The organism is Archangium sp., from assembly GCF_057119385.1.
Map to the genome: position 1 here is coordinate 42406 of NZ_DBNGVP010000183.1, position 13692 is coordinate 56097.

Genomic DNA, 13692 nt, shown 5'->3' on the forward strand with positions numbered 1-13692 from the left:
TCCGGATGGTGGGAGCCTCCGTCCGCGGTCCCGCGCACGCACGGGCCGGAGAGCCCAATCAGGACGCATGGTACGCACGTATCCGGGACAGGAGCGCCCTCGCGGTGGTGGCTGATGGAATGGGCAGCCGCTCCGCGGCCCGGGAGGGCGCGCGTGCGGCGGTCGCCGCCTGCCGGAGCGCCTGGCGCCACTGGGCCGCCGCCCCCCAAGGGAGCGCCGAGGATCTGGTGCGGCTCATTGAGGTCTTCTGGCGCCTCCGGCTCGGGCTGATTCCTCCAGAGGACGCGGCCACCACGTGCCTAGTCTGCGCGCTCAGACCGGACGGAACGGGCGTGGCGCTTCAACTCGGCGACGGGCTCATCGGCGTCCGCGAGGGCCCGGGCTCCTTCCGGGCACTCACACCCGAGCGCTCTACCTTCGGCTCGATGACGCGAGCGCTCGGAACTCCCCATGGGCTTCGTGACTGGCTCATGGAGCCGGTGGGACCGCTGAACGACGGAATGGCGCTCCTCCTGGCTTCCGATGGGGTCTCGGACGATCTGCTCCCGGAGAAGCGGTCCGGTTTCGTGGATTGGCTCCTGGAGGATATCGCCCCCGGACAGCAGCCGGGCCGGGGGTTGGCACGGGCGCTTCGTGACTGGCCCGTGCCCAAACACCTCGACGACAAGACGGTCGTCCTCCTGTGGGGGGAAGCACGATGAGCGAACGTGTGGTCACCGACGAGAACGGAACCCTCCACGGGCTGGACCAGCGCCTGGGAGAGGGGGCCCAGGGGGCCGTGTGGCTCACCCGGAACGGACGGCAGATCGTGAAGCTCTTCTCGCGCACGAGGGATCGCGAGGGGCTCCGACGGCAGATCGCCTTCGTGAAGCGGCTGGACGTGCGCGACCTGCACGTCGCGCGCCCGCTCAGCCTGCTCCGCCCGCCCGACGTGGGCTACGTGGCGGAGTTCCTCTCGGACATGGTCCCCATCCGGCAGCTGATCGCGCCCCCGCGAGGTTCGCCGGTGGAGCGCTGGTACCTGGACACCGGCGGGCTCCAGCGCCGCTTGCGGCTGCTCGCCCATGCCGGAGAAGCCCTGGCCGGCCTGCATGCGCGCGGGCTCATCTACGGCGACATCTCGCACAACAACGTCTTCGTCTCCGGCCCCGCCGAAGCGACCGAGGCTTGGCTCATCGACCTGGACAACCTCCGGTACGACAGTGATCTCGCGGGCGCCATCTACACCCCCGGGTACGGCGCGCCCGAGCTCGTCTCGGGTACGCGGGGCCCGAGCTCGTTGTCCGATGCTTGGTCCTTCGCGGTGCTCGCGTTCCACACGCTCACGCTCATCCATCCATTCTGCGGTGACTTCGTGATGGAGGGAGAGCCGGAACTGGAGGAGGACGCCTTCGCCGCACGTGTCCCCTGGGTGGATCACTCCACCGACGAGCGCAATCGGTCCAGTCACGGCATCGCACGCGACCAAGCGCTCGGCACCCAACTCCACGCGCTGGCACGCGAGACCTTCGAGGACAGCGTGCAGGACATCCTGAAGCGGCCGGGGGTGGCCAGGTGGGTGGAGCGTCTCCACCTCGCGGCCGACCAGACGGTCCGCTGCACCTCCTGCCAGCAGTCATTCTTCGTGACCGCCCAAACATGCCCCTGGTGCAACACCGCGCGTCCCCCTCTGGTGTCCGTGCGGCTCCACCGTTGGGAGCCCCAACGCGGCATCGTCGAGGCAATGGGGACCGTGGCTCGGCTGCCCATGGCTGGGGAGCCGGTGCCATTGACCCGGCGGCACACGCGGGGTGAGTCCGGGATCCGTGCGCGCGCCGTGGAGCTCACCCTCGAGCGCCGGGAGCGCGGCGTGCTGGTGCGCTCACATGCCGCCCCCATCTGGGTGACGCCACCGGGCAAGGCGGAGGTGGCGGACGCCATGCCCATCTCCGGCCGGGGCCGCATCCTTCCCCTGGAGCCTCCGGAACGGAGCTGGGTGGTGCATTTCGACGCCGTGGACACTCCGCACCGGGTGGCGGTGATCTCTGGAGGTGCCCGATGAGGGTGGACGAGCTTCGGGGCGGGCTCATCAGCTCGGTCGAGGTGAAACCCGTCACTGGACGATTCGACCCCGTGTTGGCGCGGCGCGGGGAGGTCGAGCTGCAGCAGACGGTCGACGAGGTGGTGCTCCGCTGGCGCGAGTACCTGTGGCCTGTGACCGGCGTGGATTCACGCAGGCACGAGGCCCTGCTGACGCACCTCAGCGGCAACCTCCCGATGGTCGCCTGGGCCGCCCACACCAGCCCGGAGCAGGTGACCGTGCAGCTCCACGCATTCACCCGCGAGCTCCGCTTCGGCACGCCCATCACCATCGGCATCGATGACGCCGCGCTGGAGGAACTCCGGGTCCGGTTCCGCGTGGGCGGCGGCGTGCCCGAGGTGGCACAGTGGCTGGAGCAGCGGCTCCTACTGGATACGGGTGGCCTTTCCTACCGGCGGGCGGTGATTTCCGGGGGTCCCCAAGGCGCGGATGATGCGTTTCGCATCTTCGGGAACAACATCAGCGTCGACGTGCGGCGGCAGGATGACCGGCTCCGCGTGCAGCGCGTGATCAAAGGTGGCCGGATGGACGCGGCAGTGCTCCAACTGCTGTGTGCGCCCTTGTCCTTCACGGACCTGTCCTCGACGGCGGAACTCGCCTCGGGAGCTCGCCACGCGCTGGAGGAGGCGGTCCGCGCGGACGACAGCTACCTGCGCATCTGGACCACGTACAACGAGTTGGAGCGGGAGGCGATCCTGCGCCGGGCCCGCGCAGTGGGCGCCATTCCCTACGATCGTTGCGAGCAGCGCCGTGATGGGGGCTGGCGCTTCGTCCTCGCGAACGTGGATGAATTGGAGAGTCGGTTGGCCACCCTCCTTGATTCGGACCGCTTCGAGTTGGAGGCGGGGGAGAGGCCGCCGACCTGGGACAACCTGGAGAGCTCCGTGGGAAAGGAGCGGGGACAGCGCCGCCTCTCCGCACCCCTCTCCTGGCTGGACACGACGCAGCGACGTCTGGACCTCCGGGCTCCCGAGGACGATGAGGATCAGCCCCTCCCACCTCCTCGCGGCTTCCTCTACCTGTCGCTCGCTGGCGACCGCACACGCCTGAAGCGACGCGAGACGGCCGAACAGAAGCTACGGACGGGCACCAGCCCCATGCCCCGGCTCGGTCTCCTGTTGGAGGGGCGCCCCGCGACACAGCCCTACTTCAGGCGCCGCTCCGCAGAGAGCCCCGCCGTGCTGCAGGCCTTTGGCGGGAAACCCACCGGACGGCAGAGGGAGGCGCTCAACGTGGCGCTGAACACGCCGGACATCGCGGTGATCCAGGGCCCCCCTGGAACGGGGAAGACGAAGGTCATCGCCGCGCTCCAGCGCCGGCTGGCGGAGCTGGCGGAAAAGGGGGAGGAGGTGTCGCACCGGATCCTCGTCAGCAGTACCCAACACGACGCAGTGGAGAACGTGGTCCAGCGGAGCGAGGTCTTCGGCCTGCCCCCGGTGAAGGTCGGCTCCCGGCGGGGGGACGACGGCGCCGTCATCGATGCCGTCGAGAAGTTCCGGGTGGATCGCATCGAGCGGCTCCGCGCCAAGCTGCGTGAAGCCCCCGAATCCGAGCGCAACCTGCGTGCCCGCCGGATCGCGGTGGCCTGTCTGCGCGCGCCCGTTGCCCCCGAGGAGATGGCCAGGCACCTGCGGGAGCTGGAGGACGTGCTCGGAGAGCTCCTTCCGCCAAAGCTTCACGATCGCCTCCAGACGCGAATCGCCGAGCTGACCCGCCCGGTCACCCAGGGCGATCTCGAAGAACACGAGCTGCGCCTGGCGGCGGCGAAAGGCATCCGGGTGGACGCGGTGACTTTCGAGGACGATGGCCCCGCGAAGGCCCGCAAGGCCCTGCTCCGGCTGGAGTCCGTGCTCTCTCCGGCGGAGGCCGATTTCCTCCGCCGCTGCGCCGAGTGGACCGAGCCCTCTGCTCCCTCTTGGTTGGAGGAGGGCCAGACCCTGAAGGAGGCCCTGGAGGATCGCCTGCTCACCCCTCCCGCCCCAACGGTCCCGACGCTCGACGAGCAGACGCAGGCGCTGCTCATCGACGTCATCAACACCGTGGAGCGCCAACGGCAGCAGTCCGCTTCAGGAGAGGACTCGGCACTGGCCGCGTACCTGGAGGATCTCGAGAACGATCCTCTGGCCGTCCAGCAGGCCCTGGAGCACTACACGGTGGTACTGGCAGCCACCTGCCAGCAGGCCGCCGGCCGCCCCATGCAGCTCGCCCGTGGCATCGACGTGGGCTCGGTCACCTTCGAATCGGTCATCGTGGACGAGGCGGCACGGGCCAACCCGCTCGACCTGTTCATCCCCATGAGCATGGCCAGACGGCGTGTGGTTCTCGTGGGTGACCACCGGCAGCTGCCTCACATGCTTGAGCCCGATGTAGAACGTGAACTGGCCTCCGCCGTGGAGAAAGGAGACATCGCCCGGGAAGCCCAGGATGCGCTCAAGCACAGCCTTTTCGAGCGGCTGTGGCTCCTCCTGAAACAGCTCGAGGACCAAGACGGCATTCCGAGGACCGTCACCCTCGACATGCAGTTCCGCATGCACCCGGTGCTCGGAGATTTCGTGAGCCGGATGTTCTACGAGCGCTGGGGAGATGGATGTGTCTCTTCGGGCGGAAAGCCGGAGGACTTCGCCCACACGCTGCCCGGGTACATGAAAGGAAAGCAGCCTTGTGTGGCGGCCTGGCTCGATGTCCCGGGCGGACCCGGCCGGTGGGAGCGACGCGGACAGAGCAAATCACGCCCGTCCGAGGCCCGGCGCATTGCGAGAGAGCTCCGTCGGCTGATCGAAGTGGATCCACGGCTCACCTTCGGGATCATCACCTTCTACTCCGCCCAGGTGGACGAGATCGGCGAGGCGCTGGTGCACGAGGGTCTGGCCGAGCCCACGAACAGTGGAGGATGGCGCATCGCGGATGCGTGGCGCCGCACGGAGAATCACCACGGCGAGTTCGTCGAGCGGCTGCGAGTGGGGACTGTGGATGCATTCCAGGGCAAGGAGTTCGACGTCGTCTTCCTCTCCGTCACCCGAAGCAATGAGTTCCCCGCGGAGACGGACGAGCAGCTCCGGCGGAAATACGGACACTTGCTCCTGGACAACCGGTTGTGCGTGGGAATGAGCCGGCAGCACCGGCTCCTGGTCGTCGCTGGCGACCGGGATTTCATTCGCGATGCGGAGCCGCTGCTTCCGCTGCGCGAGTTCTTGACCATGTGCGAGGGCCCCCATGGCGTCGTTCTCCCTTGAAACGGTCTCGGTGCTCCGCTTCCCCCTCCCCTTCGTGGAGTACAGTGGGAAGCCTCGCTGGCTTCTCTGGCCGGTCTGGGCCTGGCGTGTCGTCGCGCCCCAAGCCCGTGAGCGCAAGCTGAACCTGTTCCAGAGGGCCGTCCTGAACCTCTGCCGCGCGGGCAAGACGCGGGCCGAGGACATCGGCGCGGCGCTGCACATCGGCACGGAGCTCGCCGCCCGCGTCCTGTTGGAACTCGACGGAAACGGTTGGTTGGACCATCGGGGCCACCTCACGCCCCAAGGGGTGCACGCCCTGGAAGACGAGGAGAGTGAACCGCTTGGAGAGCAGGTCGTGGGGTGGACCTTCACGGACCCATTCACGGGTGAGGTGTGGCCCCGATTCCACACGGGTGAGCTCCCGCATGCGGATGTCGAATCCAATGCGGCGGGCTACCCCGTGCTCCTGTCCGGCAGCGTGGGAAACCCGCACCGGGACGATGCCTACGCCGTGCTCCCCCGCGGCAATGAGGCCCTGCACATACACCGCCCCAGGGCGGAGGACATCATCAAGGCCGTCCGGCTCCATCGAAAGCAATACGCCTGGGAGGAGAACGAGCCCGAGGCCTCCGACGCACCGCACGTGCGGCGGGTCTCGTTGGTGTCGGAGTCCCCTACGCCCTACCTGCTCGCGGTGCGGGCTTGGCGCGACGCGCGCGGGGACTGGCACATGGACGACCCCTTTGGAATCGGCGACAGCCCACGGCTGCGGCGCTGGGTCGAGGGACGCTTCGATGTGCAGTCCGGCCTCCGCCCGTGGATCGCGGCCATCGCGGGAGGAGACCCGGCGTCGGAGGACTTCCGGGCTCTGACCGAAAAAGCGACGTGGGATGTGGAGGAGCGGCTCACCCTCGCCATCCGGACGCGGGACATGCTCTTCGACCGATTGGTCGCCATGCAGCGCACGTTGCTCGAGGCCGGACTGGACGGGTCCCCGCATGACAAGTGGGATGATGTCGCGGTGAAGGCCCAACGCGCCGCGGAGCGGCTGTTCCAGGAGCTCTGTCTGGCCCATCCGCGCCGGACCCGCCTGTCCAACGCCATCGCGATGAACGAGCTCCTCATCCAGCAGCTCGCCGCCGATACGGGATTCCAGACGCCACTCCCCCCCTCGCTGGCCCGGGTCCGTGCCGGCAAGGTGGAGCATGCGGACCGGTCCGGCAGCGGCAGTTTGAGGCCGCTCCTCGTCCTCGCACTGCTCGGGACGCCCGGCGTCGCGAAACACCCGTTGGCTCGCGCGGCGAATCAGGTGCCCGATCTCCTGCACCGGCTAGATGCCCTCGCGGCCATCCGGGACAAGGCCGCGCATGAGGGAACGGAGAGGCAGCGCCCCACCCTCACATCGCGGGAGTGGCCTGAACAGATCCGAGAGTGCGTCGAAACCGTCTACCTGGCAGTGCGGCACCTGCTTCCGAATTGAGGAAACCTTCCGATGGCGAAACACAACGACAAGAAGCAAGAGCCGGCTTCCGCACCCACGCCACTCCCTCCGCCTCCCGCGGCCCCGGACGCCCAGCCCGTCGAGGCACGGCCCACGCCCCCCGAACTGGAAGATCTCGAACTGCTGACGATGGAGGCAGCGGACCTGGGGACGGACGAGCCCCCCAGCAACATCGAGCCCCCTCCCGAGGGGATGACGCTGCAGAAAGCGATCAGCCGGGCCTGGAGCGCGCACGGCGTGTTCCAGCAAGCGGAACAGAAGGCCAAGGAGGCGAAGAAGAAGGCCGAGGAGAGCGACCGCGCATTCCGCGATCAGAAAACCCGGCTCGAGCAACAAGAGAACCACTACAAGCGCAAGCTGAATGAAGTGGCGGAGAAGGAGCGCCAATTGCTGGACAAGGAAGTCCTGCTCACCGAGCGCGAACGCAACGCGGAGCAGGGCTTCCTCGCCGAGCGCCGACGGATCGTCGAGGGGCTGAATGCCCAGGTTGCCGAACTCCGCAAGGAGCTGGACGAGCTCCAGAGCACACTGGACGCTCGCCGGTCCGCGGACGAGGCGGACTGGCGCAAGCGGATGGCCGAGCGCGACGAGCGCGCGCGCCGTGAAGCGGAGGCACGGGCGGCGGAGTTCCTGGCGGAGCGGCAACGCTTCGAGAAGGAGTTCGCCGTGCGAAGGCAACAGGCCCAGGAGGAGCTTCGGTTGGAGCTCGTGCAAGAGCGCAAGGTGGCTCAGGCGCAACTGGCGGCGGAGGGGGAAGGACAACGGGCGCACAACGAGGCGGAGCGCAAGGAACTGCAAGCGCTCCAGGAGCATCTGCGGACGAAGGAGCGGATCCTGCGCTCGGAGCAGTCCGAACTCCACGTGAAGACGGAGTTGCTCAACGAGGATCGCCGTGCGTTCGATGCGAAGGTCGCCCGCTTCGCCGCGGGAAAGGTGGCCGAGCTGGAATCGGATCTCACTGCACTCCGCGAGCGGCTGAAGGTCTCCGAGACCGCCCGCGACCGTTACTGGAAGGACCTGGAGTCTCGCCGGCAGGTGGATCAGCGGCTCGGCAAGGATCCTCAGCAGCTCATCGACCGCCTGCAACAACTGGAGCGAGAGAACTCCGAGCTCCATTCCCAGCTTCGCGAGAGTCTGGGCGAGCAATCGGCGCGGCGGCTCTCCGAGTTGGAGAAGGAGCGGTCGGCGTGGCTTGAGGAGCGGAGCGTGCTGCGGTCGCAGTTGGCCGAGGCGGAGGCACGCATCGGCCGCCAGCGGATCGGCGCCGTTGAGTTGGAGACCGTCCGCTCGCAGAAGGAGGCGCTGGAGACCAACAAGAAGCTCCTGGAAGCCGCCATCGCCGAGCTGGACGCCCAGGTGAAGAAGTACACCCAGGCGGATGACAAGCGGAACCCGATGGAGGCACTGGTCGCCATCGACCGGAACACTGACTGGCAGAGCCCCCTGCGCACCTGGCGTCCGCTCGGCCAGTCCACTCCAACGTTGAAGGAGTTCGCGGCGGATCTGCGAGATCGCATCGCCGTCGCCCTCCGGACGAAGGAATACCCGGACAAGACGCTCTACTACAGCGAGCGGGACATCCGGTGCTTCCTCGGCGGACTGGCGATGAGCCGGCTGCTGCTACTCCAGGGCATCAGCGGAACCGGCAAGACCAGCCTGCCTCTCGCCTTTTCCCAGGCGGTGGGGGCCGACAAGCATGGCCATGAGGTCGTGGAGGTCCAGGCCGGCTGGCGCGATCGGCAGGATCTGCTCGGCTACTTCAACGCGTTCCACCGGCACTACTACGCGACGAACTTCCTCCAGGCGCTCTACCGCGCGGGGACACCGACCTTCGCGGATCGCCCCTTCTTGATCATCCTGGATGAAATCAACCTGTCGCGCGTGGAGCAGTACTTCGCGGACTTCCTCTCAGCGCTTGAGCAGCCCGAGGACAAGCGCCGGCTCACACTGCTCAATGATCCGGCCACCGAGCCGCCCCGCTTGATGGTGGAGGGACGGCACCTCCCCATCCCGCCGAACGTCTGGTTCGTGGGCACCGCGAATCATGACGAGACAACGACCGAGTTCGCCGACAAGACATACGACCGCGCCCACATCATGGAGATGCCGCGCCGGGATCCCAAGCGGGACTCGTTCACCGTCAAGGAGCGACCGCCGCGCGAGCCGCTGTCTTATCAGGGGCTGGTGCAGGCATTCGACGCGGCCCGTCGGGACAAAGCAGCGGAAGTGGAGAAGGTCCGCACGTGGCTCCAGGCCCGGGACGGCGTCGCGGGCTTCCTGGACAAGCGATTCCGGCTTGGCTGGGGCAACCGGCTTGAACGTGACGCGGAGCGCTTCGTCCCCGTCGTGATGGCCGCGGGTGGAACCATGGGCGAGGCGATGGACCACCTGCTGTACACCAAGGTGCTGCGCAAGCTCCGGGACCGGCACGACGTGCGTCCCAAAGCGCTCCAGGAGCTCCAAGTGGAACTGGAGAAGAGTTGGAAGGGCTTCGATGGCCAACCCGAGCGCTCGTTGAGCCTCATCGATCGGGAACTCCGGGCCAAGCAGGACGAGGAGCTCGGTTGATGCGATTCCGCTCGCGAATCTCCGGGCACGACCTGGCGGCTCCGCCGGCTCCCGTGGTGCCAGACCTTTTCGATGTCCAGGAGCGACCCGATGCCCAGGTGACGCGGCTGGTACCGGGAGGCGTGGAGGGACTGGAGGAACTGCCATTCCTCGGTCATTGGCCCGAAGCCATCGATCTCCATGCGCTCGAACGGCTCACCGCACCGCTGCTGGACGGCGCACCGTGGATGACGTGGGTGGAGACCCTGCCGCTTGTCCCCCAGCTCGATGAGAAGGCCCAACTCCACCCGTTGGAGAAGGAGGCCATCCAGCAGTTGGCGCACCTGCAGCACGTCTGTCACCGGCCACGACTCCACCTCCGCGTCGAGGAGGAGCGGCTGCCGGTGAGCCGGGCGCGCCGTACCCCGGCCCGTGCGGCCGCCGCCCTGGTCTCGCACCCCGAGGACTGGGAGCACCGGACTCTCCGGGGAATCCGTCCCTCGCGAATCCTCGCTACCCAGGTCGAGGACGAGTGGAACCTCTACGAGAACCGCGTGGCGGTCCGACTCGTGGACAACCTCCTCGGCTGGGTGGGCAAGCGGCGGGACGAGCTGAGCCGGTTCAAGAGCATGGCCGAGGAGGGCAACGACTTCCGTGAAGAGGCTCGGGGCTCCCGATGGCGGAGCCGCCGTCTCTACGCGCGCTGGGGGAGGTACTTCTCGGACGACGTGATGATGCGCGAGCTGGAGCGGACGCTCCGACTCGTCGAGCGGCTCGAACGCGATCTCCAGGCCCTGCTCGACTCCCCGCTGTACCAGAGGATCCCACGCAATCAGTCCGTGCCCGGCGCCCTCCAGCCGACGAACATCCTCGTGAGCGACCCACATTACCGGAAGGTCGCCGCGCTCTGGCGAGCCTGGGGTCGGCACGGCTCTGAGCCCCACCCCACACGTGAGGAGATCCGCCGTCGGAGACAAGCAGCGAGCCATCACTTCGGAACGTTCGGGCAGCTCGTGGTGGTCAGGGCCCTGCACGAGCTCGGTTACCGGGCCCCACCTGACACCGTCCTCACCCGTTGCACCGTCGTCGAACTCTCGAGCCCATGGGGTGACGCCCGCCTGAGATGCTCCGAGGGCGCCATGACCCTGGAGCTGAGGAACGCCACGCTCCGGCTCGTCCCTCTGCTCGCACCACTGACTCCGGACTGGGCCCGTGCCCTGTGGAGCCAACTCCGAGAACATGCTGGAAATGCCGTGGACACAGTGGTGCTCGCGCTCGGCCGTCCGCAGGATCTGGACGGTGTGGAGGAGGAAACGACCAGGGCCTTCGCGGGGTGGGCCTGGCCTCGCGCGCAGCCCATTTCGCCGTGGAGCCTGGATGCCGTCGAGCGCGTCGCCCGGATGCTCCGGGGTTGGGAGGCCCCGCACAGGCTCACCGGCTACCCGCTGCGGGCCGTCGTACGCCCCGACCCTGGCGTGACACTTCCCCAGTGGATACAGCGCCACGGAGAGACCATCGCCATCATCTCGCCCCCGGAGGCAGCGGAGCAGCAGCGGTTCTCGAAGGAGTGCACGCGCAGGCGTGACGAGTTGGAACGCGAGAAGCAGCAGGCCAACAAGGCACGCCGGGCATTTGACCTGGGAAGACTCCGCGCACTCGATGATCTCGAGGAGCTGCGCCTCCAGGCGGAACGGCTGGAGCCGTGGACTCGATGTCCCGTCTGCGAAACAGGCCGGGGTGTCTTCGAGCCCAGGCCGGCGAGCGGTGAGAGCTGGGACCAGTGGTCCTGGTGGTGCCGCTGCACGCAGTGCTCGTCGGAATGGGGACTCCGCGTTTGTGGCTCAAGCGAGTGTCGCTCAGCGTACCCGGTCCTGGAACCCGCCGGATGCCGACGGCCCCCTGACGAAGATGTGCTGCCTCCCAGATGGGTGGACCGGCACTACGGACGAGATCTCTGGGCCGAGCCCTGCTGGGGCCCTGAATCGACCCACGTATTCCGATGCACCTGGTGCAGTCGCTGTCCGCAAAGCGGGTGCTCCCACTGCCGCGGGTAGCATCTCCCTGAGTCTCGTCGAGGGTATCCGGGGCTGGTACTTTGGAATGCACGAGCCGGGGATCGAACCCGGACGGCCCCTTCGGGCCAGCGGATTTTAAGTCCGCTGCGTCTGCCAGTTTCGCCACTCGTGCGTCCGCTACCTCACCAGCCTACCGGCCCGCGCCCCACATTGCACTCCCGCCGCGCCCGTGCGGCCCTCGGGGTACCCACTTTCGTACCCCTCCGAAGTTCCCGCTCCCATCCCCTCGTCTAATGGGGCGCTACCCTCCGTAGCAGATACCGCCGCAGACGGCCTCGGCCTTTCCTCCGGGCATCAGGAATCGGTCCACCTGCTCACGGCTCTCGGCGTCTCGCCGCACGCCATCGTGCACCGCGTTGTTCTGCGGTGGCAGGTCCGCCACCGTGCCCGGCAAGGGCTCCGGCAGCTTGAAGTCGAACTGCACCAACGCCGAGCCGTCCACCTCCCCCTCCCGCCCCAGGAGCCCCGGCACCGGCTTCGTGGCGGGCAGTTGCTGCACCAGTCCCAGCGCTCGGGCATGCACCTCGGTGGCCACGTTGGGCACCGAGGGATCTCCCAGCCCGTACTGCATCAGCACCCGGCGCGACGCGGGCCCTCCCGCGTACGTGTCCGCCAACACGTGCGGTGCGTAGGTGATGGGATCGATCCGATCGAACCCCGTCTGCGTCAGCGCCGCGAACTTCTGCTGGTCCAGCGCGTCCGGCAGCACCTGCCCGATGGTGGAGAGGAACGGGCTGAACGGCCTCGCCCGGAACATCATCAGCGAGAAGTCCACCCCTCCCACGCTCAGCACGCCCCGCTCCACGTGCGGCGAGAGCGCCAGGTACGTCCCCCCGAGGATGTGGCCCTGGCTGATGCCGTAGAAGTACGTCCGCTCCGGGTCGTACACGCGCACGCCGTTGTCCTTCAGCGCCTCCAGTTCCCCCAGCGTGGTGCGCGCCGCGTAGGTCACGGCGATCTGGTTGGCCATCGCCTGGTGCACGCGATCCGTGAAGCCCAGCGTCCGGCCCGGGTCGTTCGCGATGGTATTCAGCACCACCGGCGCGTCCGCCGACGACATGCCCCACCAGTCCACCGTGAGCACCACCAGCTTCGCCCCGTCGATGAAGGGCCTCACGAAGAAGGTGGAGTCAGCCTCGGCCCGGCTCCCGAAGAAGCCGTGCCCGTACTGGAGCAGCCGCACCGGCGCCACCCCCTGCCCCCACACACTCCGCGGAATCTGCAGCGTGAAGGGCACCTCCGCCTCCCCATTGCGCCTCACCCGGCCCCGCTCGTCCCTCGCCAGCAGCGCTCCCGGTTGCGCACCCTCCAGGAAGAGCGGCACGCGCAGCGTCCCCGTGATGCGCCGCGCGATGTTCCCGTCCACCTCGTCCTTCACCTCCGTCACCGTGACGGCCGGTGGCGTGCTCTCCAGCGCCTCCATCGTCAGCCGTCGCACGTCCAGCATGTCCCGGGTCACGTTCTCCTCCGACCCCGTGGTGAAGTCCCACGCCAGCTGGAGCTCCCCCCTCGGAATCCCCGCGGCCTCGAGCACCGGGAAGATCCGCTCCTCGTAGTGCCGCGCGAGGGGCTCCAGGAGCGGCTCGCCCTCCGTCCTGCCGTCGCGGATGCGCCGGAAGCCCTCGGGGACAGGCACCGGGCTCCCGTTCTTCGCCTTCAGCCCTCGCAGGGCCACGATGTAGCGCGTCTGGTCGCGCAGCCGCACCAGGGGACGCACGAGGAGCGCCCGGCGCTCGTCACTCGGAGCACGCGGGTCCAGTTCGGCGAAGTGGAGCACGCCCTCGCCCCGCTCGGCGTCCAGCAGCACCGTGGCCCCGCTGGCCTCCGCCGTGGGACTCTGGAGCGACGGGAGGTTGGAGACGTCCACGCCCCCAGGGAAGAGGGCGAGGATCTGCGTCCCGTGCGACCAGCCGTCCGCCGGGTGCAGGTCCGTGAAGTCGAACCCCGTCCCCTCCTTCGTCTTCAGCTTCGCGGCCTCCGAGAGCCGCACGCGATGGCCCGAGGGCAGCGTCCCGTCCTCCGCGAGGAAGTAGTCCGAGGGGAACGGCAGGAGGCAGTCGTGCTCCGACGCCAGCGGATTGCAACCCTCGGGCACCTCCAGCGGCCGCTCGGGCTCCGGGCAGGCGGCCAGCAGCGCCACCGCCCACAGCAAGGCCGTCGTCCCGTGTCTCCGCATCCGCTCCCTCATGCTCGCGCTCCTGGCCGGCCCCGGCATGAGGCCAGGACGCGGGTTCAAGCATACGCGGCGGAAGCGGGAAAGCCCGGGTAGTCAGACGT

General features: G+C 68.4%; 7 protein-coding genes and 1 tRNA gene. 6 read left to right on the forward strand and 2 right to left on the reverse strand.

Going from position 1 to position 13692, the window contains the following annotated elements; all coding sequences use genetic code 11:
* Nucleotides 1-5: 5 nt before the first annotated feature.
* From AC16DP_RS42910 to AC16DP_RS42935, 6 genes are read left to right on the forward strand one after another with little or no spacing between them, the layout of a single operon-like run.
* Nucleotides 6-701 carry a PP2C family serine/threonine-protein phosphatase gene (locus tag AC16DP_RS42910; RefSeq protein WP_483957057.1) on the forward strand — a complete coding sequence of 232 codons (696 nt, stop codon included), beginning with the start codon at nucleotides 6-8 and terminating at the stop codon, nucleotides 699-701.
* Entirely contained in the window at nucleotides 698-2041 is a 1344-nt protein-coding gene (locus AC16DP_RS42915; protein ID WP_329730420.1) for a protein kinase domain-containing protein, read from the forward strand. The genes AC16DP_RS42910 and AC16DP_RS42915 overlap by 4 nt, the downstream gene beginning before the upstream one ends.
* Nucleotides 2038-5313 (forward strand): DEAD/DEAH box helicase, encoded by a 3276-nt coding sequence (locus AC16DP_RS42920; protein ID WP_329730419.1) that lies wholly within the window; start codon nucleotides 2038-2040, stop codon nucleotides 5311-5313. The genes AC16DP_RS42915 and AC16DP_RS42920 overlap by 4 nt, the downstream gene beginning before the upstream one ends.
* On the forward strand, nucleotides 5294-6772 hold the full coding sequence (locus tag AC16DP_RS42925; RefSeq protein WP_329730418.1) for a hypothetical protein: 1479 nt from the start codon (nucleotides 5294-5296) through the stop codon (nucleotides 6770-6772). The genes AC16DP_RS42920 and AC16DP_RS42925 overlap by 20 nt, the downstream gene beginning before the upstream one ends.
* Before the next feature lie 12 nt (nucleotides 6773-6784).
* Nucleotides 6785-9361 carry a hypothetical protein gene (locus AC16DP_RS42930; protein ID WP_329730417.1) on the forward strand — a complete coding sequence of 859 codons (2577 nt, stop codon included), beginning with the start codon at nucleotides 6785-6787 and terminating at the stop codon, nucleotides 9359-9361.
* A complete protein-coding gene (locus AC16DP_RS42935; protein ID WP_329730416.1) occupies nucleotides 9361-11394 on the forward strand; it encodes a hypothetical protein in 2034 nt (677 codons plus the stop codon). Before AC16DP_RS42930 ends, AC16DP_RS42935 begins: the two co-directional genes overlap by 1 nt.
* A gap of 47 nt (nucleotides 11395-11441) precedes the next feature.
* Here AC16DP_RS42935 and AC16DP_RS42940 read toward each other — a convergent pair.
* A tRNA-Leu gene (locus AC16DP_RS42940) sits at nucleotides 11442-11527 on the reverse strand.
* A 129-nt stretch (nucleotides 11528-11656) separates the two neighbouring features.
* Nucleotides 11657-13603, reverse strand: a complete 1947-nt coding sequence (locus AC16DP_RS42945) for a hypothetical protein (protein WP_329730415.1) — start codon at nucleotides 13601-13603, stop codon at nucleotides 11657-11659.
* Between the last annotated feature and the right edge of the window lie 89 nt (nucleotides 13604-13692).